The organism is Micromonospora sp. NPDC000089 (assembly GCF_042899365.1).
Classification (GTDB): domain Bacteria; phylum Actinomycetota; class Actinomycetes; order Mycobacteriales; family Micromonosporaceae; genus Micromonospora.
In genome coordinates, this window is record NZ_JBIAZT010000005.1 from 210,585 (window position 1) to 236,027 (window position 25,443).

The window sequence follows — 25,443 nt, forward strand, 5'->3', positions numbered from 1 at the left end:
CCCTCCCCATTGGTCTCCCCACCCCCCCGGCGCCCCCCGCCCGGCGGGGCCGGCCCGGTCGCCCGGGGGGCGGGCCCGGGGCCCCCAGCGGGGAACCCCGGGGGCGCCCCCCCCCGCGCGGGCGGGGGCCCGGCCGCGGGTGCGATACGTTCCACCCCGGAGCGTCGGACCGGCGGCGCGGGAGGGGGCGCGGATGAGCGCGGTGACCGTGCGGTTCGTCGGCGGACCGGCCGACGAGCTGGTCCGCGAGCTGCCGGCCGAGCCGGACGGCGGCCCACCCGCCCGGTGGGTGCTACGGCACCCCGACGCCACCCCGTCCCCGGGCGGCGGGCCGGACCACCTCTACGCCCGGGACCGGCCCGACGGCACCGGGGCGTGGACGATGCGCTTCGTGCGGACCTACCCGACCGGCGCGAGCGAGTAGCCCGCCACCACCCGCCCGCCCCGGCAGCGGCCCGCCGGCAGGCGCCGATCGGGTCCCCGCCGGCGGCCCGGCCGGGTACGGTCGGGACGGCGCCGACCGGCGCACAGCTCGCGCACAGGATGCGCATAGGCGAGCGCCAGCCACGGGTCCCACGATGGGGGCATGGTGATGGACGGGCAGACCGCGCAGACCCGGATCGAGCTGCGCCGCCCCGACGGCGAGCCCGTCCGGGTGCTGGTGGTGGACGACGAGCCGACGCTGACCGACCTGCTGTCGATGGCCCTGCGCTACGAGGGCTGGCAGGTGCGCAGCGCCGGGAACGGCACGGCGGCGCTGAGCGCGGCGCGGCAGTTCCGCCCGGACGCGGTGGTGCTCGACGTGATGCTGCCCGACCTGGACGGCTTCCAGGTGCTCCGCCGGCTGCGCGAGCAGACCCCGACCGTCCCGGTGCTCTTCCTGACCGCCCGGGACGCGGTGGAGGAGCGGATCGCCGGGTTGACCGTGGGCGGCGACGACTACGTCACCAAGCCGTTCAGCCTGGAGGAGGTCATCGCCCGGCTGCGCGCGCTGCTGCGCCGATCGGGCTTCGCGGTGGCCGCCCGGGAGGAGGCCGTGCTCACCGTCGGCGACCTCAGCCTGGACGAGGACAGCCACGAGGTGCGTCGCGGCGACGACCTGATCACCCTCACCGCCACCGAGTTCGAGCTGCTGCGCTACCTGATGCGCAACCCGCGTCGGGTGCTGAGCAAGGCGCAGATCCTGGACCGGGTCTGGAACTACGACTTCGGCGGCCAGGCCAACGTCGTCGAGCTGTACATCTCGTACCTGCGCAAGAAGATCGACGCCGGCCGGGCCCCGATGATCCACACCCTGCGTGGCGCCGGATATGTCCTCAAGCCCGCCGACTGACCGGCCCGGCCGACTGCGCTCCCGGCTGGCGGGCTGGCCGCTGCGGACCCGGCTGGTGGCCGCGGTGGTGGCGCTGCTGGCCCTGGTCAGCGTCGGCATCGGCGGGCTGACCACGGTCGCGCTGCGGCACTTCCTCGTCGCCCAGGTCGACGACCAGCTCACCGTGGACAACTCCCGGCGCGACGGTCCGCCGCCCTGGTTCCAGCAGCTCGCCGACCGGCAGCGGGCGGGGGACCAGGACCGGCAGCTGGAACCGCCGCCCACCTTCCCGCCGGGCTCCGTGGCGGTGAAGATCGTCAACGGTGCGGTGACCTCCGCCCGGATCCGGGACGCCTCGACCTCCACCGAGGCGCTGCCCATCGAGGGCCTCGCCGCGGTCACCGGGCTGCCCACCGACGGGCAGCCGCGCACGGTGGAGCTCGGCGACCGGGGCGACTACCGGGCGGTGGCCCGGCAGGCCGCCGACGGCGACGTGCTGGTCTTCGCGATCTCCCTGAGCGGCGTCGAGGAGACCGTGTGGTGGATGGTCGCCGCCCAGGCGGGCGTCGCCGCCGCGGGCCTGCTGATCGCCGGCAGCCTGGGCGCCCTCATCGTCCGGGCGACGCTGCGCCCGTTGAACCGGGTGGCGGCCACCGCCGTCCGGGTCACCGAGCTGCCGCTGGACCGCGGCGAGGTGGCGCTGTCGGTGCGGGTGCCCGAGGTCGACACCGACCCGCGCACCGAGGTCGGCCAGGTGGGGGCCGCGCTGAACCGGATGCTCGGGCACGTCGGCGCCGCGCTCGCCGCCCGGCAGGCCAGCGAGACCCGGGTACGCCAGTTCGTCGCCGACGCCAGCCACGAGCTGCGGACCCCGCTCGCGGCGATTCGTGGGTACGCCGAGGTGGCCCGCCGAGGCCGGGACCGGGTGCCGCCGGACGTGGCGCACGCGCTGCGCCGGGTGGAGTCCGCCAGCACCCGGATGACCAGCCTCGTCGACGACCTGCTGCTGCTGGCCCGGCTCGACTCCGGCCGGCCGCTGGCCACCGCGCCGGTCGACCTGACCGCGCTGCTGGTCGACGCGGTCAGCGACGCGCACGTGGCTGGCCCCGAGCACCGCTGGCAGCTGGAGTTGCCCGACGAGGCGCTCGAGGTGCCCGGCGACGCCGTCCGGCTGCACCAGGTGCTGGCGAACCTGCTCGCCAACGCGCGGGTGCACACCCCGTCCGGCACGACGGTGACCGCCCGGCTCGCGCCCGTCCCGGGCGGGGTGGAGATCGGCGTGTTGGACGACGGGCCGGGCATCCCGCCCGAGCTGCAGGGCGAGATCTTCGAGCGGTTCGCCCGGGGGGACAGCTCCCGGTCCCGCGAGCACGGCAGCACCGGTCTCGGGCTGGCCATCGTCGCCGCGGTGGTCGAGGCCCACCACGGCACGGTGCGGGTGCACAGCGCCCCCGGCCGGACCTGCTTCACCGTGCGGCTGCCGACCTCCGAAGCGGAGGCGTAGCCGCGACCCGGGGTCGCCCGGCCCCGGCGTGACAGGGTGGTGGGGTGTACCGGGAACGACCGGCCGCGCCGCTGCGCGCGGTGCTCTGGACCAGCGTCAGTGACGGCACGCCGGTGCGGGTGCTGCCGGACGGCTGCCTGGACCTGCTCTGGTCGAGCCGGTCGGGGCTGCTGGTCGCCGGGCCGGACCGTACCGCGCAGTTGACCGGCTCGCGGCCCGGGGAGCGCTGGCTCGGGCTGCGGATGCCGCCCGGCGTCGGGCCGGCGGTGCTCGGCCTGCCCGCCGACGAGCTGCGCGACCGGCGGGTGCCGCTCGACGCGGTCTGGGGCGGCGCGGCGGCCGAGGTCGTCGAGCGGCTGGGTGAGCGGCCCACCGGGGACGCCCTGGCCGCGGTCGCGGCCGCCCGGCTGGCCGCCACCGGTGGCCCGGATCCGGTCGGCGCCCGGGTGGCCGCGCTGCTCGCTTCCGGGGCCACGGTCACCGCGACCGCCGCCGAGGTGGGCCTCGGCGCGCGCGCCCTGCACCGGCGCAGCCAGGCCCTCTTCGGGTACGGCCCGAAGACCCTCGCCCGGATCCTGCGGATGCGCCGGGCCCTCGCCCTGGCCCGGGCCGGCGTCCCGTTGGCCGAGGTGGCCGCCCGCGCCGGGTACGCCGACCAGGCGCACCTGAACCGGGACGTCCGCGAGCTGGCCGGGGTGCCGCCGACCGCCCTGCTGTCGGCCTGAGCGCCGAGCCGCCGTCGGGGCGGGGCTGCGGCGCCCCGCCGGTGTCACCCGCCGTCGAGCGCGGCGAACAGGTCGACGCCCACGCCGTCGGGGTCGTGCAGCACGGCGTACCGCTGGCCCCAGCCGGCGTCCCACGGCGGCAGCTCACCGTGGAAGCCGGCGTCGGTCAGCTCCGTCCAGCAGCGGTCCACCTCGGCCGGGTCCGCGCAGCGGAAAGCCAGGTGGGTGCGGGGGTCGCCGCTCGGCGGCGCCCAGTCCGGGTGGTAGCCGCGGACCACCGCGACGGTGTCCCACGCCAGACGGAGGCCGCTCGGCAGGGTCACCTCCACGTGGTCCTGCCGGTCGGCGTCGGGCGGGATCTCCAGCCCGAGCCGCCGGTAGAAGTCGAGGGTGCGGGCCATGTCGGTGACCACGGTGCCGATCAGGTCGAAGCGAGGTGACATGCCGGGACGGTACGGCGGCCGGCGCGGCCCGGTCTTGAACGAATCGGACGGGTGCGGGTGATCCGTAGGTCCCTCGCGGCCGGGCCCGGCGGCGTACGGTGACAAGCAGTAAACCGGCTTTAAGGGTTATATGCCGCATAAGGCGTAGCCGTGACGTCGGGTCCACGACGGCGAGGGAAGGGAGCGACCCGGTGACGCATCTGGCCTACCTGGACGCGGGGTCCGGCAGCCTCATCGTGCAGGCCGTGGTCGGCGGGGTGGCGGGCGCGGCGGTCGCCGCCAAGCTCTACTGGCGCCGGCTCGTCTCCCGGTTCCGCCGGCAGCCCGCTGCCCCGGCCGAGACCGTGCCGGCCGAGACCGCCCCGGCCGAGGTCGCGCCGGCCGCCCGTCGGCAGCTGTCCGCCGACTCCTGATCGACGCCCCGAACTGATGACCACCTCCGACGTCCGGGTCGAGCCCGGCTCCTTCCGCGACCCGGCCAACCGGGTGTTCCACGCCGGTGACCAGGTGCTGCGCGGCCTCGGCCCGCAGGCCGCCGCCGACTGGCGGGCGCTGCGCGCCGCCGACTTCTTCGCCGAGCTGCTGGCCGAGGGCAAGGTGTGCGCCACCGAGCCGGTCGACGCCGCCGCGCTGCCCGGCCTCGGCTGGCACGCGGTCCTGCGGCACGAGCGCATCCCCTTCGTCTCCCACCCGTACGAGTGGTCGTTCGGCATGCTGCGCGACGCCACCCTGCTGCACCTGGAGATCCTGCGCCGGGCGCTGGCCGCCGGGTTCACCACCAAGGACGGCTCGGCGTACAACCTGCAGTGGCGGGGCAGCGAACCGGTCTTCATCGACATCGGCTCGTTCGAGCCGGCCCGCGAGGGCGAGCCGTGGGCCGGCTACCGACAGTTCTGCCAGACGCTGCTGTATCCGCTGATGATCCAGGCTCACCTCGGGCTGGACTTCCAGCCCTGGCTGCGGTCCCGGGTCGACGGCATCGAGGCGGAGCAGATGCGCCGGTTGTTCGGCGGCGCCCGGCGGCTGCTGCCGGGCGTACCGACCCACGTGCACCTGCACGGGGCCATGCAGGCGCGGCACGCCGCGGCCAGCACCACCGAGGTACGCGCCCAACTGCGGGCCGCGGGCTACTCCCGGGAGCTGGCGCTGGCCACCGTACGCGGCCTGGAGAAGCTGGTCCGCCGGCTCGACCGGCGGGCGGACGGCAGCCACTGGGCCGACTATCAGCGCACCTGCGGCTACACCGGACAGGACCGGGCCGAGAAGGAACGCTTCGTCGACGCCTCGGTGTCGGCCGCCGGCACTCCCCGGCTGGCGCTGGACCTCGGCGCGAACGACGGCCGGTACGCCCGGATCGCCGCCCGGCACGCCGACCGGGTGGTCGCCGTCGAGCAGGACCCGGCGGTGACCGACGCGCTCTACCGGGCGCTGCGCGCCGAGGGCGACCGGCGGATCCTGCCACTGGTGATGGACCTGGCCGACCCGTCGCCGGGCGGCGGCTGGCGGGGCGTCGAGCGGGCCGCGTTCGGCGACCGCGCCGGGGCCGACGTGGTGCTCGCCCTGGCCGTGGTGCACCACCTGGCGATCGGCCGTAACGTGCCGCTGCCCGAGGTGCTCGACCAGCTGGCCGCATACGTCCGGCCCGGCGGTCGGCTGGTGGTGGAGTTCGTCCACCCGGAGGACCCGATGGCCCGCCGACTGCTGGCCAACAAGCCCGCCGGGCTGTTCCCCGACTACCGGCGGGACGAGTTCGAGCGGCTGCTGGCGGCGCGCTGCCGGGTCGAGCGGCGGCACGAGCTGCCGTCCGGCACCCGCACCCTCTACCGGGCGGTGGTGGGTGGCTGAACCGGTCCTCACCGTCCGGCCGGGCCGGCGCCGACCCGTCATCCCCGCGCCGGCGGGGCGGGTCGAGCCGTCGGCCCGCCGGGTCGAGTGGCACCGGCTGCTGGAGGTGGCCGCGCTGGTCGGCCTGGTGGTCACCCAGCCGCTGTTCGACGTGCTGGGGCGCAGCCCCGACTTCTTCCTGTTCCACCGCGCCACCACCGGCGACATCCTGCTGCTGGTGGCGCTGATCGCGCTGCTGCCGACGCTGGCCGTCGCGCTGCTCGGGCTGACCGCCCGGCTCGCCGGCGCCCGGGTCCGCGGCGCGACCCACCTGGTGCTGGTCGGGCTGCTGCTGGCCGCGCTGGCCGTCCAGGTCGGCCGGCACGCGACGCCGCTGCGGGGCGTACCGCTGCTGGTGGTCGCGGGGGTGGTCGGCGCGGCCGGGGCGGCCGCGTACCGGCGGTGGTCGGTGCTCGGCCGGGTGCTGCGGGTGGCCGCGGTCGGGCCGCCGGTGTTCGTCGCCCTGTTCCTGTTCGCCTCGCCCGCCTCGGCGGTGGTGATCCCCCGGGCGCACGGTGGCGCCGCCGGGGTGGCCGGGCCGGGGGAGCACCCACCGGTGGTCATGATCGTCCTGGACGAGCTGCCGCTGGTGTCGCTGCTCGGCCCGGACGGAAAGATCGACGCCACCCGCTATCCGCACTTCGCCGAGCTGGCCGGCGACTCGACCTGGTACCGCAACGCCACCGGGGTGAGCGGGTGGACGCCGTACGCGCTGCCGGCGATGCTCACCGGCCGCTACCCGGCCCAGCCGTACGCGCCGCACTACTCGCAGTACCCGGACAACCTCTTCACCGCCCTCGGCGGCCTGTACGACATCGAGGCGCAGGAGAGCATCACCCGGCTCTGTCCGCCCAGCCTGTGCGACCAGCCGGCCGCCCCGGAACAGGGGCTGGGGGCGTTGGTGCGGGAGACCGGTCGGCTGCTGGGGCAGGTGGCCGCCCCGGAGGACAGCCGGGTCGACCCGGAGGAGTCGTACCGCGAGCGCACCCGCGCGGAGGTGGGCCTGGACGCCGCCGAGCCGGTGCCGCACGACCCGAAGTTCCGCTTCGACAGCCTGGACGACAACCAGCCCGCCCGGTTCACCAGCTTCCTCGCCGGCCTGCGCCCGTCGAGCCGGCCCACCCTGCACTTCCTGCACCTGCTGATGCCGCACCCGCCGTGGGCGTTCCTGCCCTCCGGAGCGCGGTACGCCGCGCCCGAGGACCTGCCGAACGACGGGGCCGGCTGGGTGGAGCTGGCCCGGGCCCGGCACCTGGCCCAGCTGGAGTACACCGACCGGCTGATCGGCGAGACGCTGCGGACGCTGCGCGCCAGCGGCCTGTACGACAAGGCGCTGCTGCTGGTCACCGCCGACCACGGGGTGAGCTTCACCCGGGCCTGGCAGGGCCGCGGGATGGACGCGATCACGCACGCCGCCGGGCAGGTCGCCTGGGTGCCGATGTTCGTCAAGGACCCCGGCCAGCGGGCCGGCCGGGTCGACGACCGCAACTGGGAGCACGTCGACCTGCTGCCGACGATCGCCGACGCGACGCACGTGCGGGTGCCCTGGCAGATGGACGGCCGGTCGGCCCGGCAGGCGCCGCGGGAGCGGACCGAGAAGTGGTTCTACGACCGGCCGGGGCAGCGGACCACCTTCCCGGGCGGGGTGCCCACCCCGACGCCGGCCCCGGCCCCTCATCCGCTGGTCGGCAGGGCGGTGGCCGAGACGCCGACCGCGGGCCGGGCCACCGTGGCGAACCTGGCCGCGTTCCGGAACGTGGATCCCGCCGACGGCGAGCTGCCGGCGCTGGTCTGGGGCAGCGTGCCCCGGGAGGTGCCGGACGGCACGCTGCTGGCGGTCGCGGTCAACGGCCGGATCGGTGCGGTGGTGCCGGTGGTCCCGGCGGATCCGGGCGGCCGACGCTTCGCCGCGTTCCTGCCCGACGACCACCTGTTCCGGGCCGGCGCGAACCGGCTCGACCTGTACCGGGTCGGCGCCGGCGACGCGCTGCGCCGACTGAGCCTCTCCTGAGCGGTCGCGGCCCCTTCGTCCGCCTCCGTACCCGCCGTCCGCCTTCGCGGCCCCTTACCCGCGCCCGACCGCGTTTCCCATCCGCCGGGTCGGGAATCGGGTGACGCACACCTCACCGCCGAACCACGGCAGGCGATGTCCCACCGACCGCGATTACGGTAAAGCGAAGGCTATTCAACGACGATTCGCCGGCGAAGCGAGGAACCACATGACGGAAGTCAAGCTCGACCACTCCGGTGGTCAGCTGTCGATGCCGGTGCACGACGCGGTGGAGGGCCCCGGCGGCATCGGGGTGACCAAGCTGCTGAAGGAAACCGGGATGACCACGTACGACCCCGGTTTCACGAACACCGCGTCCTGTTCCTCCGCGATCACCTACATCGACGGTGACGCGGGCATCCTGCGCTACCGCGGCTACCCGATCGAGCAGCTGGCCGAGAAGTCCTCCTTCCTGGAGGTCTCGTACCTGCTCATCTACGGCGAGCTGCCGACCCAGCAGCAGCTGTCCGAGTTCAGCGACCGGATCCGCCGGCACTCACTGCTGCACGAGGAGATGCGCCGGTTCTTCGACGGCTTCCCGCGGGACGCCCACCCGATGGCCGTGCTCTCCTCCGCGGTCAGCGCGATCTCCACCTTCTACCAGGACAGCCTGGACCCGTTCGACGCCTCGCACGTGGAGATGTCGACCATCCGGCTGATGGCGAAGGTGCCGACCATCGCGTCGTACGCGTACAAGAAGTCGATCGGCCAGCCGCTGCTGTACCCGGACAACTCGCTCGGGTACGTGGAGAACTTCCTGCGGATGACCTTCGGCGTGCCGGCCGAGGAGTACGAGGTCGACCCGGTGATGGCCCGGGTGCTGGACATGCTCTTCGTGCTGCACGCCGACCACGAGCAGAACTGCTCGACCTCCACCGTCCGGCTGGTCGGCTCCAGCAACGCCAACCTCTTCGCCTCGGTCTCCGCCGGGGTGAACGCCCTGTTCGGCCCGCTGCACGGCGGCGCCAACCAGGCCGTGCTGGAGATGCTGGAGAAGATCCAGGCCGACGGCGGCGACGTGCAGTCCTTCGTCCGCAAGGTCAAGGACAAGCAGGACGGCGTGAAGCTGATGGGCTTCGGCCACCGGGTCTACAAGAACTACGACCCGCGCGCCGCCATCGTCAAGAAGGCCGCCCAGGACGTGCTGGGCCGGATGTCCAAGCCGGACCCGCTGCTGGACATCGCCATGCAGCTGGAGGAGATCGCGCTCGCCGACGACTTCTTCGTGTCCCGCCGGCTCTACCCGAACGTGGACTTCTACACCGGCCTGATCTACAAGGCGATGGGCTTCCCGACCAAGATGTTCACGGTGCTCTTCGCGCTGGGTCGGCTGCCCGGGTGGATCGCCCAGTGGCGCGAGATGCTGAACGACCCGGAGACCAAGATCGGCCGTCCGCGGCAGATCTACACCGGCTCCCCCGAGCGGAACTACCTGCCCGCCGCGGAGCGCTGACCCTCCACCCGCACGACCGAAGGCCGCCGCCCCCACCAGGGGCCGGCGGCCTTCCCCGTACGCCCCCGCCCCCGCGATCTTGCACTTAGTGCCCCGGCAAATCAGACAAGAAGCACAAAGCAAGGGCCACAAGTGCAAGATCGCGGGGAGGGGAGGGTGGGTCGGGGAGGGGGTGGGTCAGCGGAGGCCGGCGGCGGTGAGGAGGTTGCCCTCCGGGAGGGGGGCGGGGGTGCGGCCGAGGGTCATCTTCAGCTCTGCGCGGGCCGCGGTGAAGGCGGCGTCGCCGGCGATCGCCGCGGCGTACGCCGACGCGGTGCGGTGCGCGATGGCGGACCAGCCGTACTGGTCGCGAACCATGGCGCGGGCGCGCCGGGCGAGCACCCGGGCCCGGTCCCGGTCGGACAGCAGGGCGTCGACCGCCTCGGTGAGGCCGTCCGGGTCCTGCGGGGCGAAGGTCATCCCGGTCACGCCCGGCTCGACGATCTCGGCCAGGCCGCCGGTGCGGGCCACCGCCAGCGGGGCTCCCGCGGCGGCGCCCTCCAGCGCCACCATGCCGAACGGCTCGTAGATGCTGGGCACCGCGAAGCAGTCCGAGGCGGCCATCACCGCGGGCAGGTCGGTGCCGCCGAGGAAGCCGGGCATGCTGACCGTGCCGGCCAGGCCGAGCCGGTGCACCTCGGTCTCCAGCGCCGCCTTGTACGGCCCGTCGCCGACGATCACCGCGCGCAGGCCGGGGTGCCGCTCGCGCAGCCGGGGCAGGCCGGCGAGCAGGTGCTGCACGCCCTTCTCGTACACCAGTCGGCCGGCGAAGGTGACCAGCGGGCCGTCCCCGGCGTAGCGTTCCCGGGCCGAGGCGACGGCGGCCGCCGGCGCCTTCCAGCGGTGCGGCTCGACGCCGTTGGGCACCACGTCGACCCGGTCGGTGGGCACCCCGAACAGCGCGCCCACCTCGTCGCGCATGTAGCCGGAGCAGACGATCACCCGGCCGGACTCGCCGGCCAGCCACTGCTCGACGCCGTGGATGGTCCGGTTCATCTCCTCGGGCAGCCAGCCCTGGTGCCGGCCCGCCTCGGTGGCGTGGATGGTGCTGACCAGCGGCACGTCCAGGTGCTCGCGCAGGGTCATCGCGGTGTGCGCGACCAGCCAGTCGTGGGCGTGGATCACGTCGTACGAGCCGGACTGGGCGGCCCGCAGCGCGGCCCGGGTGAGCGTGTGGTTGAACGCCATCGTCCAGGCCAGCAGCGACTCGGTGGCGAGCGGGAAGGCGACCGGGTCCTCGGCGGCGCGGACCACCCGTACCCCGTCGGCGTACTCCTCGAGCGGGGCGCCCTCGGTGTGTCGGGTGACCACGGTGACCTCGTGCCCGGCGGCCGCGAGGGCGACCGACAGCGCGTGCACGTGCCGGCCCAGCCCACCGACCAGCACCGGCGGGTACTCCCAGGACAGCATCAGGATGCGGCGGGTCCGCGGCGGCACCCCGGCGCCGCCGTGCTGCGGCGGGATCTGGGCGCGGGAGGTGGGGGTGGGCCGGCAGGACCGGTCCGGGGCGGTAGCGAGCTGATCGCCGACCCGCAGGGTGGTCACATCGATCTCCGTCCAGGCATGGAGGCGCACGCCGGCAGCGGTGGCGGCGGAGGGAAGAGGGAAGGGGCCGAGATGGCCGTGCGGACACCCCCGCGCGGGCGCGTCCGTGTCTAGCAAAGGCCATCCCGCGTCCTGGCGCACCATTAAAAGGCCTATCGTGATGGAGGACACCCAAAGGTCCCAGCAGTCTCATCCCGGCGGATATCGGGTGCCGGCCGAACGGGTGGATTGGCCAGCCACCGCGAGGGGCATTAGCGGCCTGCGCACCGGCGGCCGCCCGCCGGTGCGCCCATGATCAGGTGCCGAAGGAGCGACATGCAGGTCTGGCCGGGCGAGCGGTATCCCCTCGGAGCCACGTACGACGGAATGGGAACCAACTTCGCCATCTTCTCCGAGGTGGCCGAGCGGATCGAGCTCTGCCTCTTCGACGAGTGGGACACCGGCGCCGAGCGGCGGGTGGAGCTGCGCGAGGTGGACGCGTACGTCTGGCACGCGTACATCCCGGGCATCGAGCCGGGCCAGCGGTACGGCTACCGGGTGCACGGCCCGTGGGACCCGGCCAACGGGCTGCGCTGCAACCCGAACAAGCTGCTCCTCGACCCGTACGCCAAGGCGGTCGACGGGGAGATCTCCTGGGACCCGTCGGTCTACGACTACGAGGTGGGCGGCGACCCGGACCGGCGCAACGACACCGACTCGGCGCCGTTCATGCCGAAGTCGGTGGTGGTCAACCCGTACTTCGACTGGGGTAACGACCGGCCGCCCCGGACGCCGTACCACCACTCGGTGATCTACGAGACGCACGTGCGCGGGCTGACCATGCGCCACCCGGACATCCCCGAGGAGCTGCGCGGCACCTACGCGGCCATCGGCACCCCGGTCATGATCGAGTACTTCAAGCAGCTCGGGATCACCGCGATCGAGCTGATGCCGGTGCACGAGTTCGTGCACGACCACCGGCTCGCCGACCTGGGGCTGCGCAACTACTGGGGCTACAACACCATCGGCTTCTTCGCCCCGCACCACGGCTACTCCGCGCTGGGCCGGCTCGGCCAGCAGGTGCAGGAGTTCCGGGGCATGGTCAAGGCGCTGCACGCGGCCGGCATCGAGGTCATCCTCGACGTGGTCTACAACCACACCGCGGAGGGCAACCACCTCGGCCCGTCGCTGAGCTTCAAGGGCGTCGACGCCCCCAGCTACTACCGGCTGAGCGAGGAGGACCGCCGCTACTTCGTCGACTACACCGGCACCGGCAACAGCCTCAACGTGCGCGCCCCGCACTCACTGCAGCTGATCATGGATTCGCTGCGCTACTGGGTGACCGAGATGCACGTCGACGGCTTCCGGTTCGACCTGGCCGCCACCCTGGCCCGGGAGTTCTACGAGGTCGACCGGCTGTCCACCTTCTTCGAGGTGGTCCAGCAGGACCCGGTGGTCAGCCGGGTCAAGCTGATCGCCGAGCCGTGGGACGTCGGCCCGGGCGGCTACCAGGTGGGCAACTTCCCGCCGCTGTGGACCGAGTGGAACGGCAAGTACCGGGACACCGTCCGCGACTTCTGGCGCGGCGAGCCGAACACCCTGGCCGAGTTCGCCTCCCGGATCTCCGGCTCGGCCGACCTCTACCAGGACGACGGCCGCCGGCCGTTCCACAGCATCAACTTCGTCACCTGCCACGACGGGTTCACCCTCAACGACCTGGTGTCGTACAACGACAAGCACAACGAGGCCAACGGCGAGGAGAACCGGGACGGCGAGAGCCACAACCGGTCCTGGAACTGCGGCGCCGAGGGGGAGACCGACGACCCGGGCGTACGCGCGTTGCGGGCCCGCCAGCGGCGCAACTTCCTGGCCACCCTGATGCTGTCGCAGGGCGTCCCGATGATCGGGCACGGCGACGAGCTGGGCCGCACCCAGCGGGGCAACAACAACGCCTACTGCCAGGACAGCGACCTGGCCTGGGTGGACTGGGAGCACGCCGATCCCGAGCTGCTTGCCTTCGTCCGACGGCTCACCGACTTCCGTACCCGGCACCAGGTGTTCCGTCGGCGGCGGTTCTTCACCGGCCTGCCGGTCGGTGGTCGCAGCGCCGAGTCCGGCCTGCCGGACCTGGCCTGGTACACCCCCGACGGCCGGGAGATGACCGGCGAGGACTGGGGCAACGACTTCGGCCGCTCGGTCGCGCTGTACGTCAACGGCGACGGCATCCCGGAGCGCGGCCAGTACGGCCAGCGGCACCAGGACAGCTCCTTCCTGCTCTGCTTCAACGCGCACGACGCGGCGCTGGACTTCACCCTGCCCGGGCCCGAGTTCGGGCAGCGCTGGGAGCTGGTGATCAGCACCGCGGAGCCGGAACCGGAGAAGACGGCGATCGTCGAGGCGGGCGGCACGATCTGCGTGCCGGACCGCTCCCTCGTGGTTCTGGAGAGGACGGCCTGACCATGCCCCCCACCCCCCACACCGACCCGACGACCCGGGTCGGTTCGACCTACCGCGTCCAGGTGCGCCCCGGCTTCGGCCTGGACGCCACCGCCGACCTGAGCGACTACCTCGCCGACGTCGGGGCCACCCACCTCTACAGCGCCCCGCTGCTCACCGCCACCCCCGGCTCCGCGCACGGCTACGACGTGGTCGACCACCGCGCGGTCAATCCCGAGCTGGGCGGCGAGGCCGGCCGGCAGCGGCTGGTCCGGGCGCTGCGCGCGGCCGGGCTGGGCCTGGTCGTCGACATCGTCCCGAACCACGCCGGGGTGGCCCAACCGGCCGCCAACCCGGCCTGGTGGGACGTGCTGCGCCGGGGCCGCGACTCGGCGTACGCGGACTGGTTCGACATCGACTGGGAGCGCGGGCGACTGCTGTTGCCGGTGCTGGCCGACACCCCCGACGCGCTGGACGACCTCAAGGTGGTCGACGGCGAGCTGCGCTACCACGAGCACCGCTTCCCGATCGCCGACGGCACCGGCGACGGCACCCCGCGCGAGGTGCACGACCGGCAGCGCTACGAGCTGATCTCCTGGCGGCGCGGTGACGCCGAGCTGACGTACCGCCGGTTCTTCGCAGTGTCGGACCTGGCCGGCCTGCGGGTGGAGGACCCGGAGGTGTTCGCCGCCACCCACGCGGAGATCCTGCGCTGGGCCACCCTCGGCGAGGTGGACGGCATCCGGGTGGACCACCCGGACGGCCTGCGCGACCCGGCCGGCTACCTGGCCCGGCTGCGCGCGGCCGCGCCGGACGTCTGGCTGGTGGTGGAGAAGATCCTGGAGTACGGCGAGGAGCTGCCGGACTGGCCGGTGCAGGGCACCACCGGCTACGACGCGCTCGCCGCGGTCAGCGGCCTGTTCGTCGACGGCCGGGCGGCGGGGGACTTCGACGCGCTCGACGCCCGGCTGACCGGCCGGCACACCTCCTGGCAGGACCTCACCCACTCCACCAAGCTGGCCGCCGCCACCCGGCTGCTCGCGGCCGAGCTGAGCCGGCTGGCCGCGCTGGTGCCGGAGCTGGACCGCGACCGGACCCGGGCGGCGCTGGCCGAGCTGGCCGCCTGCTTCCCGGTCTACCGTGGCTACCCGCCCGAGGGCGCCCGGCACCTGGCCGCCGCCCGCTCCGAGGCCGGTCGCCGCCGGCCCGACCTGGTCGAGACCCTGGACGCGGTCACCGCCCGGCTGCGCGACCCCGGTCACGAGCTGGCCGCCCGCTTCCCGCAGCTGACCGGCGCGGTGATGGCCAAGGGGGTGGAGGACACCGCCTACTACCGGTGGAGCCGGTTCATCGCGCTCAACGAGGTCGGCGGGTCGCCGGCCCACTTCGGCGTGCCGCCGGCGGAGTTCCACCGCTTCGCCGCCGCCCGGCAGGTGCGCTGGCCGGCCTCGATGACCGCGCTGTCCACCCACGACACCAAGCGCGGCGAGGACGTCCGCGCCCGGCTCGCCGTCCTGGCCGAGCTGCCCGAACGCTGGGCCGAGCGGGTGGCCGACTGGATGTCGCGGGAGCCGCTGGCCGATCCGGCCTTCGCCCACCTGCTCTGGCAGACCGCCGTCGGCGCCTGGCCGATCGAGCGGGACCGGCTGCACGCGTACGTGGAGAAGGCCGCCCGGGAGGCATCCGACTCGACCAGCTGGTCCGACCCGGACCTGACCTTCGAGCGGGACCTGCACGCCCTGGTCGACCGGATGTACGACGACCCGCGGCTGCACGACGAGATCACCGCGTTCGCCGCCGAGCTCACCCCGGCGGGCTGGTCCAACTCGCTCGGGCAGAAGCTGGTCCAGCTCGCCATGCCCGGCGTGCCGGACACCTACCAGGGCACCGAGCTGTGGGAGAACAGCCTGGTCGACCCGGACAATCGCCGCCCGGTCGACTTCGCCGTACGCCGGGACCTGCTGGCTCGGATCGACGGCGGCTGGCGGCCCGAGGTCGACGCGGACGGCGCGGCCAAGCTGCTGGTGGTCTCCCGCACCCTGCGCCTGCGCCGGGATCGGCCCGAGCTGTTCACCGGCTACCGGCCGGTGGCGGCGCACGGGCCGGCGGCGCCGCACGCGGTGGCCTTCGACCGGGGCGGGGCGATCGCGGTGGCCACCCGGCTGCCGCTGCGGCTGGCCCGCGACGGCGGCTGGCGGGGCACCGTGCTGTCACTTCCCGGCAACAGTGTTACGGATGTGTTCACCGGTCGGGTCTACAGTGGGTCTGAGCTGCTGCTCCAAGATCTGCTGAGCACCTATCCCGTCGCCCTCCTCGTTCCCGCCGACGTCGCGGAGGCTGCCGCATGACCGAGTTCACCGTCTGGGCGCCCGAGGCCGCCCGGGTCCGGTTGCGCCTGCCCGGCGCCGCCGACCACGAGATGCGCGCCGCCCCGGACGGCTGGTGGCGGGTCGAGGTGCCCGACGCCGGCCCCGGGGCGGACTACGCCTTCCTGCTCGACGACGACGACCGGGCGCTGCCCGACCCACGGTCGGCCTGGCAGCCGGCCGGCGTGCACGGGCCCAGCCGGCGCTACGACCACGACGCGTTCCGCTGGAGCGACCAGGGCTGGACCGGCCGGCAGCTGCCCGGCAGCGTGCTCTACGAGCTGCACGTCGGCACGTTCACCCCGGAGGGCACCTTCGACGCGGCGATCGACCGTCTCGACCACCTGGTCGACCTCGGCGTCGACCTGATCGAGCTGCTGCCGGTGAACGCCTTCAACGGCGAGCACAACTGGGGGTACGACGGGGTCTGCTGGTACGCCCCGCACCAGCCGTACGGCGGCCCGGACGGGCTCAAGCGCCTCATCGACGCCGCCCACGCCAAGGGCCTGGGGGTGATCCTGGACGTCGTCTACAACCATTTCGGGCCCTCCGGGGCCTACGCGCCGATGTTCGCGCCGTACCTCACCGAGCAGAGCAACACCTGGGGCCGCACGGTCAACCTGGACGGCCCGCACTCCGACGGGGTGCGCCGCTACATCATCGACAGCATCCTGATGTGGCTGCGCGACTACCACGTCGACGGGCTGCGGCTGGACGCCGTGCACGCGATGCCGGACTCCCGGGCCACCCACTTCCTGGAGCAGGTGGCGATCGAGGTGGAGGCGCTCTCCACCCACCTGGGCCGGCCGCTGTCGCTGATCGCCGAGTCGGACCTGAACGACCCGACGCTGATCACCCCGCGCGAGGCCGGCGGCTACGGCCTGCACGCCCAGTGGAACGACGACGCCCACCACGCCCTGCACACCCTGCTCACCGGGGAACGCCAGGGCTACTACGCCGACTTCGGCTCGCTGGAGTGCCTCACCGACGTACTGACCGGCGCGTTCTTCCACGCCGGCACCTGGTCCAGCTTCCGCAACCGCAGCCACGGCCGGCCGGTCGACCGGCAGCGCACCCCGGGGCACCGCTTCGTGGCGTACCTGCAGAACCACGACCAGATCGGCAACCGGGCCACCGGCGACCGGATCTCCGCGACCCTGTCGCCCGCGCTGCTGCGGGTCGGTGCCACGCTGCTGCTGACCGCGCCGTTCACTCCGATGCTGTTCATGGGGGAGGAGTGGGCCGCCAGCACGCCGTGGCAGTTCTTCACCAGCCACCCGGAGCCCGAGCTGGCGGTCGCGGTCGCCACCGGCCGGCGCCGCGAGTTCGCGGCGCACGGCTGGCCGGAGGGCGACGTGCCGGACCCGCAGGACCCGCAGACCTTCCTGCGCTCCCGGCTCGACTGGGCCGAGCTGGACAAGCCCGAACACCGCGAGATGTACGAGTTCCACAAGCGGCTGATCGCGCTGCGCCGATCGAGGGCCGACCTGTCCGACCCGCGCCTGCACCGGGTGGAGGTGCGCCACGGCGACCAGTTCGTGCTGATGCGCCGCGGCGACACCCTGGTGGCGGCGAACCTGGCCGACAAGCCGCAGCGGATCACCCTGCCCGGGGTGGCACGCCGGGTGCTGCTGGCCACCGGCGAGGGCGTCACGGTGATGCGCGACCGGGTGGAGCTGCCGGGCGAGACTGCGGCGATCGTCGCGCTCTGACCGAGCCGGTCTCGCCGCACGGCCGGTTACGGCCGGCCGGACTCGCTGCCGGTGCGCCAACGGTGTCCCCGGCCCGGACGGGCGGGATGCGCCGGTCCGGGCCGCGGGTCGTCCGAGTGGATCAGTTGGGCTTCGTCGGCACCAGCAGGTAAGCCCGGCGGGCGGCGTCACCACCGGCGTCGCAGTCGAACGGGCAGGCGAAGCCGACGATGTAGCCGGCATCGTTCACGTCCTCCGCGGATCGCAGGGTCACCGCCGGCGGCAGCCCGCGCACCCGCTTGTTCAGGTCGACCATGCGCCCGCCCTGCCACAGGAAGGCCCGCTCGGGGTAGTAGCTGTCCCCGGACGTCCGGGCGATGCCCACGACCTGCCCGGGCTTGTTCACCGCGCGCGCCTCGGAGTAGTTACCACCGAGAGTGCCGAGGTCACGGATGGCGCCGGCACGCCAGAGGGTCGCGTGCAGTTCGTCACCGCGGTTCTGCGAGATGCCCACGACGTCGCCGTTGTCGTTGAGGTCCCGGGCGTACGTCGATTCGGTGACCCCGCCGAGCGTGCCGAGGTCCCGCAGGGCGCCTCCGGTCCAGAGGAACGCGTGCAGTGCGCCGCTCGGCGTGATGGCGCCGCCGACCACGTGGCCCGCATTGTTCACGGCGTACGCGATGCTGTTCGTGCCCCAGTCGCCGGCCTGGCCACCGAACGTGCCGAGAGCACGGATCGAGCCGTTACGCCAGACGACCGCCTCCTCCGGCGCACCCTGCCGCTCGAACCGGGTCCCGACCGCCGTACCGCTGTTGTTGATGTCCATCGCGTGGCTGCCGCTGCCCGGCCCGTAGCCGGTGCCGAGATCGGCCATCCTCCCGTTGGTGTAACGGAATGCGTGCGGCGGGTCGGTGTAGTTGACGTTGGTTGAGCCGACGACCTCACCGCCGTCGTTGACCCCCGTCGCGGCACTGCCGCTGTAGGTGTTGGGATAGATCACGCCGAGGTCGTTCATCACGCCGGCGGTCCACGCGAACGCGTGATGGGCGAAGATGCCGTCGATGGTGGAGACCCCGACCACGGTGTTGGTGGCGTTGAGCGCGTATCCGTCGCTACTGGGCGCTTCTGCCGTGCTCGGCGTGCCGATCGTGCCCAGGTCGATGTAGGCGTAGGTGGGCAGGGCGGTGGCTGCCGATGCGATGCCAGGCGTGGTGGCCACGCCGGTGACCAGCACGATCAGACCAGTCAGGACTTGGTGCAACCGACTCATGGACACTCCCCGTTGGGTCGTACCGCTGTTGGATCGATGATCCGATGAGACGCTGGCGGGGGACCCTTACGATGTGCTTACCGTCAGCGGGCGGGCGAGGAGGCTTCGCCACCGCCGTGGACATCGAGGCGGAGCAGCGGATCCTCGTGTCGAGACGCTCGCGTTCGTCGTCGGTCAGGGCGGCGCTCCCGGTCGGGTTGCCCGCCCAGACGATCGTCTCGATCCGGTCCGCGCCGAACGCCCGCGCCCGCTCCAGGGCCCGCTCGTGCAGCAGGCCCCCGATGCCCTGCCGCCGGTCCGCCGGCAGCACCCGGACGATCACCGTCGCGGTTCTCGTATCGGTCGTCGGTGGCCGGATCGTGGTGCAGCCGATCAGCTGCGCGTCGCGGTAGGCGACCTCCAGGTGGTGGCGCCCCCTGCGCTCGCGGACCTCCTCGGGGCTCAACGGATCGGCGGGAATGATCTCGTTGTGGGCGTTGCGCCAGTCCTCGGCGGTCGCGTCGTCGTGCACCTCGATGATCCGGATGTCGGTCACCGGCCCTGCGAAGCGCCCACGCCGACGGTCGTCAACCGGGATGCCGGCCTGGCGGTCGTGGAGGTACCGGCGGCGGCGGTGCCGTGTGCGGTCATGGCGAAGAGCGGCCGAGGATGCCGGCCGGCGTGGTGCGGCTGGGCGCGCTGGTCCGCATGACCCGATGCCGACCGGGTGCAATCGCGCGGCCCGATCGACCAAGGGAGTGTTGTTATATCGTCCCACGTAGTACGCTGGGCGGTATAACGACGGGCGGAGTAGCGGCATGAAGCTTGAGGAACCGGGCCGTTGGGCCGAACCGGGCCTGCTGATCCTGGCCAGCCTGGCCGACGGCGCGAAGCACGGCTACGCCATCACCGCCGACGTCGCCGAGCAGGTCGGTGTCACCCTCGGCCCCGGGACGTTGTACGCCGCGCTTACCCGGCTGGAGAAGAGCGGCCTGATCGAAGGGCTCCCGGCCGAGGGGCGACGGCGGCCCTACCGGCTGACCGCGGCCGGGGCGGCCGAGCTGTCCGCCCAGGCCACCCGGATGCAACGGCTGGCCGCACTGAGCCTGAGCCGCCTGGGCGGGGCGCCGGCATGAGCGACGACGGCCGGCTCGTGCGGACGCTGGTGGCCTGCTATCCGGCCCGATGGCGTCGTCGCTACGGCGAGGAGTACGCCCAACTGCTGTGCGACCTGCGGGTGCACCGCCGTGCCGGGCTGATCCTCGACTCCCTGCTCGGCGCCGTCCGCGCTCATGGAGGGGTGCTCATGTCCGGTGATTCTCCGCTGGCCGCCGTGGTCTGGGCGGTCGGGCTCTTCACGGTGGCCGGTCTCGGCTTCGCGAAGCTGGCCGAGGACTTCGACGGCCTGGCGAGCGGCGCGTACCTGTCGCTGGTCGCCGCTGCGGTGGTGACGCTGGCGGCGACGGTGGTCGCGGCGGCGCCCAGCATGCTCGCGCTGGCCCGCCGCGATCGCCGCCTGTGGGCGTACGCCGCCGTCCCGTTCGTCGGCGCCGCGATGTGGTACGGAGTGCTGCGGCTGGCCCTGGCGATCTCGGCCGGTGAGCTGCGCTCGGCACCCAACGTGGCCGCGTTCCTGCTGGTCGCCGTGGCCGGGATCGGGGTGGTCGCCGCCACCGCCTGGGCGGCCACCGCGCTGCTGCGCCGGGCGCCCGCCGCGCCGCCGACCCGGCTGCGTACGGTCGCGCTCACCGTCGTGGCCGCCGGAATGGCGGTGTCCACGGTGACCGCCGTGACGTGGGGCCTGCAGGTGCGCTCCCACGATCCGGCGGGGTTCCATGGCGCTCACGGGTTGCTGGCCACCCCGTTCGTGCTCAACTGGCTGGCCGTCGTGGTCGCGCTCGCCGCCGCGACCGCGGTGGCCGCGACGCAGACCCGGCGACGGCCGCCCGCGTCGCGGTAGGCCGTCAGCTCTTCCCACACCCGTTCCGACCCTCGGTGACCTCGAGAGAGGGCGATGCGTCATGCCCGTACCAACAGTCATGATCCAGGCCGACGGATTGTCCAAACAGTACGGCCGCCGGCGGGCCGTCGACCGGGTGGCCTTCGCGGTGGCGGCCGGCCAGGTCTGTGCCCTGCTCGGGCCGAACGGCGCCGGCAAGACCTCGACCATGCGGATGCTGGTCGGCCTGTCCAGGGCGGACGCCGGTACGGCCCGGATCGCCGGCCAGCCCGTACGCCTGGGCGCGCCGATCCTGCGGCGGGCCGGGGTCCTGATCGACGGTCCCGCCCTGGTGCCGCACCTGAGCGGCACCGCGAACCTGAAGCTGCTCTGGGCCGTCACCCGCCGGCCCTGGCCCCCACCCCGGCTGGCGGACGCCCTGGATCTCGCCGGCTTGGGCCCGGCCATCGATCGAAAGGTCCGGGGCTGGTCGACGGGCATGAAGCAGCGGCTCATGCTGGCCCACGCGCTGATGCGCGACCCCGATGTGCTGATCCTCGACGAGCCGGCCAACGGCCTCGACCCGGCCGAGGTCCGCGCGCTGCGACAGCATCTCGCCGCGCGGGCTGCCGACGGCGCCGCCGTCCTGATCTCCAGCCATCTGCTCGCCGAGATCCAGGCGCTGGCGAGCCACGTCGTCGTGCTCAACCACGGTCGACTGGTCACCAGCAGCCCGCTCGACACGCTGCTCGGGGCACACCGGTCGCTGGAGGACGCCTACCTCGCGTTGCTCGAAGGAGCGGACCATGCTGCGCTTTGAGCTGACCACCCAACTTCTCCGGCTGCGTACGCTGGTCGCCCTGGGCGTCCTGGCCGCCGTGCCGGTCGCCGCCGGGTTGTCCTTCGCCTCGTCGGCCGGGCACCGCAACGGCGACGAGGGCGGGCTCTTCGGCGCGTCACCGTACTCGGCGCTCAACCACGCGATGGCCAGTCTGCAGTTCATCAACCCGTTGCTGCTGCCGATCGTGGTCGCGCTGCTGGCCGCGACGATCGCCTCGGCCGACCGCGACTGGGGCGTGCTGCGCTACCTCTACGTCGCGCCGGTCACCCGCACCCGGCTGCTGGGCGCCAAGCTCGCCGCCACGGCCGTCGCCACCGGCATCGCCGTCCTCAGCGTGCCGTTGGCCGGCCTGGCCGTCGGCACGGTGCTGTTCGGCTGGCATCCGTTCCACGTCATCGGGGCGGCCGACCTCACCACCGGCGGCACGGTCCTGCGGGTGCTGGCCGCCACCGGGTACACGCTGCTCTGCATGCTCGCCATGGCCGCCATCGCGTTCACGCTGGGGCTGCTGCTGCCCCGGGGTGCGGAGGCACTGGCCGTGGCGATCGGCTTCGTCGTGCTCGCCAGCGTCCTGAACGGCCAGGACCGACCGCACGCGGTCGCCGCCGTGCTGCCGGTGCACTACTGGCAGAGCTGGGTGGGCCTGTTCGAGCCGCCCGGAGCCACCGGTCTGGGGCTGGGCGTGCTCGTCCAGGCCGCCACGGTCGCCCTCTGCGTGGCCGCGAGCTGGGCCGTCCTGCGCCGCCGGGACCCGGCGGCGTGACCAGCCGGCACGGGCCGGACGATCACGGCAACACCCCTTACGACACACGGTGATGCGGGCGCCGTGGGTCGCCCGCCTGACTCCTCAGCCCTCGGCTCGGGCGACTCCAGAAGAAGGGACGACTGCACCAAGGTGGTGCTGAAGGTCTGACGGAAGGAGCACGGGCGAGGGTCGCCGGTGCGCCGGCCCGCCCCGGTGGCCGTCGCCGCGGCGCCCGCCGTCGCGCCGGCCGGCTGCACCTCGGTCGGCGCGCCGACCGCCGACCCGCCCGCCGCCCGCGCCTCGGGCGGGTCGCCGGGCGGCACCCCGGGCACGGCCCCGGCGCGCCGGACCCGGGGTTCGCCCGGCCAGAGGGCCGGCCCGGAGGTCGTTTCGGTGCTTGCGGCGCCCGTCTACACTGGACAATCCGCCACGCGCGAAGACCGGTGTCCGGTCCCGGGTGGAACCTCAGATGGGAGTCCCCTTGCGTACAGCTCGTCGCCTCGCCCCCCTCGTCCTGGCCGTGGCCGTGGCCGTCGCCGCGGTCGGCTCGTTCGACGCCACCGCCACCGCCACCGCCCAGCCCCACCGTCAGCCCGCCGAGCAGTCCCCGGTCGACCGGCAGGCCGACGCCCGCCCGCTGCGCATCATGATCACCAACGACGACGGCTGGATCGGACCGGGCGGGTCGAACACCCCGCTGATCGCGGCGCTGCGTACCGCGCTCGTCGCCGACGGTTACGAGGTGACCGTGGTCGCCCCCGCGACGAACCAGAGCGGCACCGGAACGCTGATCACCTATCCGACGGTGAACCTCGCCAACCCCGAAAACGGCGTCTGGACCGTGACGGGCACGCCCAGCGACGCGGTGATCGTCGGCCTCGACGCGGTGTTCCGCAACGACCCACCGGACCTCGTGGTGTCCGGTATCAACCCCGGCGGAAACTACAGCAACATCGTCACCCACTCCGGGACGGTGAGCGCGGCGACCATGGCCCTGGAGAACGACATTCCGGCGATCGCCGTGAGCATCGACGGCAAGACCGTCGACCAGTCTCTGGCGCTCAAGGACAAGGTCGCCGAGTACACCGGCGACGTGGTGGCGGCGCTCGCCCGCAACGCCCGTGGTGGCGCTCTGCTCCCGGAGGGCCTCGGCCTGAACATCAACTACCCCGGCGCCACCCCGGCGACGGGCACGAGCCTGACCCGGGTGGACCGCAACGGCTATCTCCGCTTCGGGTTCCGCAACACCACCGGGGCAACCGGCGAGCCCGGGACGTATGCCCTGTCGGTCGGTGGGCCGACTGGGACGCCCGCGCCGGGCAGCGACTGGAGTGCCCTGCAGGCCGGCAGGATCAGCATCAGCCCGATCGACGCCGACCTCACCGCCGGCCCGCGCGACGTGGCCCGGGTGCGCTTCCTGAACAGCCTCACGCCCTGACCCGCCCGCCGTCGCGGCCGTCCGATCAGGGGTGAACACCGTGGCCCGGGCGGGCGGCGGCGTCCCGCAAGGGGCGCTGCCGCCCGCCCGGGGCGCCGCGCCACGTCGCGTCCCGGCGACGCGGGCGCGAGGATCCCGCAGACGGACCGCTCCGGGAGGAGGGACCAGGACGCAGGGCTTCCCACGGCTTCCCCGCGCTTGCCCGTGTTCCCCCGGTCTCCGGCACCGCGACCCGCCACGCCGTCGGGTCAGCTCCGGTTCAGGGGATCGGCCACTCGTGGACCGGGCGGTTGCTGTGCATCAGGTCGACGTAGTGCCGGACCACCTCGCGCAGCGCCTCCGGCCGGTCGAGGTGGTCGGCGGACTCCAGCCGGTGCAGGGTCTCCACCTGCCAGGTCGCCCCGTTGCGCCCGGTCAGGCAGCGCTGCTCGATGATGCCCAGCAGCCGGTCCCGCTCGGCCGGGTCGAGCCCCCACCGGTCCAGCCCGTGGTGCGCCAGCGGCAGCAACCGGCGCAGCACCAGCTCGGTCACCGGCAGGTAGCCCAGCGCCGGCCAGAAGACCTGCGCGTCGATGCCGTGCCGGGAGCAGTTGGTGAAGTTCTCCTCGGCGGCGCTGAACGACATCTGCGACCACAGCGGACGGTCCGACTCGGCCAGCGCCCGGACCACACCGAAGTAGAAGGCGCCGTTGGCGATGGTGTCCACCACGGTCGGCCCGGCCGGCAGCACCCGGTTCTCCACCCGCAGGTGCGGGCGGCCCCGCAGCACGTCGTAGACCGGCCGGTTCCAGCGGTAGATGGTGCCGTTGTGCAGCCGCAGCTCGGCGAGCTTCGGCACGCCGCCGGCCGCCAGGGTGCGCGCCGGGTCCTCCGGGTCGCAGACCGGTAGCAGCGCCGGGAAGTACCGCACGTTCTCCTCGAACAGGTCGAAGACGCTGGTGATCCAGCGCTCGCCGAACCACACCCGGGGGCGTACGCCCTGGGCCTTGATCTCCTCGGAGCGGGTGTCGGTGGCCTGCTGGAACAGCGGCACCCGGGTCTCCCGCCACAGTTCCCGGCCGAAGAACAGCGGCGAGTTCGCGCCCAGCGCGACCTGGATGCCGGCGACCGCCTGGGCGGCGTTCCAGTAGTCGGCGAACTGGGCCGGGCTGACCTGCAGGTGGAACTGGGTGCTGGTGCAGGCGGCCTCCGGGGTGATGGTGTCGGCGGTGGTGGCCAGCCGCTCCACCCCGCTGATCGCGATCGGCAGGTCCTCCCCGCGGGCGGCGAAGATCTGCTCGTTGAGCAGGTTGTAGCGCGGGTTCGCCGAGAGCGTCTCGGCGGTCAGGTGCTCCGGCCGCAGGGTGGGCAGCACGCCGATCATCACCATGTGCGCGCCGACCGCCCGCGACTTCTCCTCGGCGGCGTTCAGGCTGGCCCGGACCTCGTCCTCGAACGCGGCGGTGCCGGCCCCGGTCAGCCGGCGGGGCGGGACGTTGATCTCCACGTTGAACTGGCCCAGCTCGGTCTGGAAGCTCGGGTCGGCGATCGCGGCGAGCACGTCGGCGTTGCGCATCGCCGGCTGGAAATCCTCGTCGACCAGGTTCAGCTCGATCTCCACGCCGGTCATCGGCCGTTCCACGTCAAAGCGCGACTCGCGCAGCATCTCGGCGAACACGTCGAGGCAGCGGCGGACCTTCTCCCGGTAGCGGGCCCGGTCCTCCCGGCTGAAAGTCCGTACGCCCACGTCCTCGCCCATGGTCACCACCCTGTCACCGTTGGTCCCCCCAACCTCGCACGTCGCGACGGCACGGGAAAGACCCGA

The 25,443-nt window shown here is 73.6% G+C and carries 21 protein-coding genes; 16 read left to right on the forward strand and 5 right to left on the reverse strand.

What is annotated here, in order from left to right:
• Positions 1-193 precede the first annotated feature (193 nt).
• The 4 genes from ACFY3U_RS12515 to ACFY3U_RS12530 all read left to right on the forward strand — a co-directional run bounded on the left by ACFY3U_RS12515 (position 194) and on the right by ACFY3U_RS12530 (position 3,541).
• Positions 194-424 (forward strand): hypothetical protein, encoded by a 231-nt coding sequence (locus tag ACFY3U_RS12515; protein ID WP_387199403.1) that lies wholly within the window; start codon positions 194-196, stop codon positions 422-424.
• Positions 425-592: 168 nt separating this feature from the next.
• Complete coding sequence (locus ACFY3U_RS12520) at positions 593-1,333, forward strand: response regulator transcription factor (RefSeq protein ID WP_387199928.1); 741 nt, start codon at positions 593-595, stop codon at positions 1,331-1,333.
• A complete protein-coding gene (locus ACFY3U_RS12525; RefSeq protein ID WP_387199406.1) occupies positions 1,311-2,816 on the forward strand; it encodes a sensor histidine kinase in 1,506 nt (501 codons plus the stop codon). Before ACFY3U_RS12520 ends, ACFY3U_RS12525 begins: the two co-directional genes overlap by 23 nt.
• A 44-nt stretch (positions 2,817-2,860) precedes the next feature.
• Positions 2,861-3,541, forward strand: coding sequence for a helix-turn-helix domain-containing protein (locus ACFY3U_RS12530; protein ID WP_387199409.1), 681 nt, complete (start codon positions 2,861-2,863; stop codon positions 3,539-3,541).
• Between the two features lie 44 nt (positions 3,542-3,585).
• Here ACFY3U_RS12530 and ACFY3U_RS12535 read toward each other — a convergent pair whose 3' ends face one another.
• On the reverse strand, positions 3,586-3,984 hold the full coding sequence (locus ACFY3U_RS12535; protein ID WP_387199412.1) for a VOC family protein: 399 nt from the start codon (positions 3,982-3,984) through the stop codon (positions 3,586-3,588).
• A 191-nt stretch (positions 3,985-4,175) separates the two neighbouring features.
• On the opposite strand from ACFY3U_RS12535, the gene ACFY3U_RS12540 reads away from it, so the two are divergent.
• The 4 genes from ACFY3U_RS12540 (at position 4,176) to ACFY3U_RS12555 (ending at position 9,371) form a co-directional block, all read left to right on the forward strand.
• Positions 4,176-4,397, forward strand: coding sequence for a hypothetical protein (locus ACFY3U_RS12540; RefSeq protein WP_387199969.1), 222 nt, complete (start codon positions 4,176-4,178; stop codon positions 4,395-4,397).
• A 16-nt stretch (positions 4,398-4,413) separates the two neighbouring features.
• Positions 4,414-5,829: a class I SAM-dependent methyltransferase gene (locus tag ACFY3U_RS12545; protein ID WP_387199414.1), complete on the forward strand. Its 1,416-nt coding sequence runs from the start codon at positions 4,414-4,416 to the stop codon at positions 5,827-5,829.
• 40 nt (positions 5,830-5,869) lie between these two features.
• Positions 5,870-7,879 carry a sulfatase-like hydrolase/transferase gene (locus tag ACFY3U_RS12550; RefSeq protein WP_387199931.1) on the forward strand — a complete coding sequence of 670 codons (2,010 nt, stop codon included), beginning with the start codon at positions 5,870-5,872 and terminating at the stop codon, positions 7,877-7,879.
• 208 nt (positions 7,880-8,087) lie between these two features.
• Positions 8,088-9,371: a citrate synthase gene (locus ACFY3U_RS12555; protein WP_387199417.1), complete on the forward strand. Its 1,284-nt coding sequence runs from the start codon at positions 8,088-8,090 to the stop codon at positions 9,369-9,371.
• A gap of 177 nt (positions 9,372-9,548) precedes the next feature.
• Here the strand turns inward: ACFY3U_RS12555 and ACFY3U_RS12560 are convergent, their stop codons facing one another.
• Entirely contained in the window at positions 9,549-10,955 is a 1,407-nt protein-coding gene (locus ACFY3U_RS12560) for a glycosyltransferase family 4 protein (protein ID WP_387199420.1), read from the reverse strand.
• Between the two features lie 315 nt (positions 10,956-11,270).
• Between ACFY3U_RS12560 and glgX the strand changes: the two genes are divergently transcribed.
• From glgX to treZ, 3 genes are read left to right on the forward strand one after another with little or no spacing between them, the layout of a single operon-like run.
• Positions 11,271-13,391: a glycogen debranching protein GlgX gene (gene glgX / locus ACFY3U_RS12565; protein WP_387199423.1), complete on the forward strand. Its 2,121-nt coding sequence runs from the start codon at positions 11,271-11,273 to the stop codon at positions 13,389-13,391.
• 2 nt (positions 13,392-13,393) lie between these two features.
• Positions 13,394-15,718: a malto-oligosyltrehalose synthase gene (treY, locus tag ACFY3U_RS12570; RefSeq protein WP_387199426.1), complete on the forward strand. Its 2,325-nt coding sequence runs from the start codon at positions 13,394-13,396 to the stop codon at positions 15,716-15,718.
• Entirely contained in the window at positions 15,715-17,448 is a 1,734-nt protein-coding gene (gene treZ / locus ACFY3U_RS12575) for a malto-oligosyltrehalose trehalohydrolase (RefSeq protein WP_387199429.1), read from the forward strand. The genes treY and treZ overlap by 4 nt, the downstream gene beginning before the upstream one ends.
• A 121-nt stretch (positions 17,449-17,569) precedes the next feature.
• Here treZ and ACFY3U_RS12580 read toward each other — a convergent pair whose 3' ends face one another.
• The gene (locus tag ACFY3U_RS12580; RefSeq protein WP_387199934.1) at positions 17,570-18,646 is read right to left on the reverse strand and encodes a hypothetical protein; all 1,077 of its coding nucleotides are present in this window, start codon (positions 18,644-18,646) and stop codon (positions 17,570-17,572) included.
• A complete protein-coding gene (locus tag ACFY3U_RS12585; protein WP_387199432.1) occupies positions 18,540-19,232 on the reverse strand; it encodes a GNAT family N-acetyltransferase in 693 nt (230 codons plus the stop codon). The genes ACFY3U_RS12580 and ACFY3U_RS12585 overlap by 107 nt, the downstream gene beginning before the upstream one ends.
• Positions 19,233-19,494: 262 nt before the next feature.
• On the opposite strand from ACFY3U_RS12585, the gene ACFY3U_RS12590 reads away from it, so the two are divergent.
• The 5 genes from ACFY3U_RS12590 (at position 19,495) to surE (ending at position 23,639) form a co-directional block, all read left to right on the forward strand.
• Positions 19,495-19,812: a PadR family transcriptional regulator gene (locus ACFY3U_RS12590; protein WP_387199435.1), complete on the forward strand. Its 318-nt coding sequence runs from the start codon at positions 19,495-19,497 to the stop codon at positions 19,810-19,812.
• On the forward strand, positions 19,809-20,636 hold the full coding sequence (locus tag ACFY3U_RS12595) for a hypothetical protein (RefSeq protein ID WP_387199438.1): 828 nt from the start codon (positions 19,809-19,811) through the stop codon (positions 20,634-20,636). The genes ACFY3U_RS12590 and ACFY3U_RS12595 overlap by 4 nt, the downstream gene beginning before the upstream one ends.
• Before the next feature lie 61 nt (positions 20,637-20,697).
• Positions 20,698-21,435, forward strand: a complete 738-nt coding sequence (locus ACFY3U_RS12600) for an ABC transporter ATP-binding protein (RefSeq protein WP_387199441.1) — start codon at positions 20,698-20,700, stop codon at positions 21,433-21,435.
• A complete protein-coding gene (locus ACFY3U_RS12605; RefSeq protein ID WP_387199444.1) occupies positions 21,422-22,219 on the forward strand; it encodes an ABC transporter permease in 798 nt (265 codons plus the stop codon). Before ACFY3U_RS12600 ends, ACFY3U_RS12605 begins: the two co-directional genes overlap by 14 nt.
• A 463-nt stretch (positions 22,220-22,682) precedes the next feature.
• Positions 22,683-23,639 carry a 5'/3'-nucleotidase SurE gene (gene surE / locus ACFY3U_RS12610; protein ID WP_387199447.1) on the forward strand — a complete coding sequence of 319 codons (957 nt, stop codon included), beginning with the start codon at positions 22,683-22,685 and terminating at the stop codon, positions 23,637-23,639.
• 259 nt (positions 23,640-23,898) lie between these two features.
• Here the strand turns inward: surE and ACFY3U_RS12615 are convergent, their stop codons facing one another.
• A complete protein-coding gene (locus ACFY3U_RS12615) occupies positions 23,899-25,377 on the reverse strand; it encodes a glutamate--cysteine ligase (RefSeq protein ID WP_387199450.1) in 1,479 nt (492 codons plus the stop codon).
• Positions 25,378-25,443: the final 66 nt, after the last annotated feature.

Coding starts and splice junctions, on each gene's coding strand:
- treY (WP_387199426.1), top strand. CDS start 13,394: ATGCCCCCCACCCCCCACACCGACCCGACGACCCGGGTCGGTTCGACC.
- ACFY3U_RS12600 (WP_387199441.1), top strand. CDS start 20,698: ATGCCCGTACCAACAGTCATGATCCAGGCCGACGGATTGTCCAAACAG.
- ACFY3U_RS12520 (WP_387199928.1), top strand. CDS start 593: ATGGACGGGCAGACCGCGCAGACCCGGATCGAGCTGCGCCGCCCCGAC.
- ACFY3U_RS12615 (WP_387199450.1), bottom strand. CDS start 25,377: ATGGGCGAGGACGTGGGCGTACGGACTTTCAGCCGGGAGGACCGGGCC.
- glgX (WP_387199423.1), top strand. CDS start 11,271: ATGCAGGTCTGGCCGGGCGAGCGGTATCCCCTCGGAGCCACGTACGAC.
- treZ (WP_387199429.1), top strand. CDS start 15,715: ATGACCGAGTTCACCGTCTGGGCGCCCGAGGCCGCCCGGGTCCGGTTG.
- ACFY3U_RS12525 (WP_387199406.1), top strand. CDS start 1,311: ATGTCCTCAAGCCCGCCGACTGACCGGCCCGGCCGACTGCGCTCCCGG.
- ACFY3U_RS12595 (WP_387199438.1), top strand. CDS start 19,809: ATGAGCGACGACGGCCGGCTCGTGCGGACGCTGGTGGCCTGCTATCCG.
- ACFY3U_RS12545 (WP_387199414.1), top strand. CDS start 4,414: ATGACCACCTCCGACGTCCGGGTCGAGCCCGGCTCCTTCCGCGACCCG.
- ACFY3U_RS12535 (WP_387199412.1), bottom strand. CDS start 3,984: ATGTCACCTCGCTTCGACCTGATCGGCACCGTGGTCACCGACATGGCC.
- ACFY3U_RS12605 (WP_387199444.1), top strand. CDS start 21,422: ATGCTGCGCTTTGAGCTGACCACCCAACTTCTCCGGCTGCGTACGCTG.
- ACFY3U_RS12515 (WP_387199403.1), top strand. CDS start 194: ATGAGCGCGGTGACCGTGCGGTTCGTCGGCGGACCGGCCGACGAGCTG.
- ACFY3U_RS12555 (WP_387199417.1), top strand. CDS start 8,088: ATGACGGAAGTCAAGCTCGACCACTCCGGTGGTCAGCTGTCGATGCCG.
- ACFY3U_RS12590 (WP_387199435.1), top strand. CDS start 19,495: ATGAAGCTTGAGGAACCGGGCCGTTGGGCCGAACCGGGCCTGCTGATC.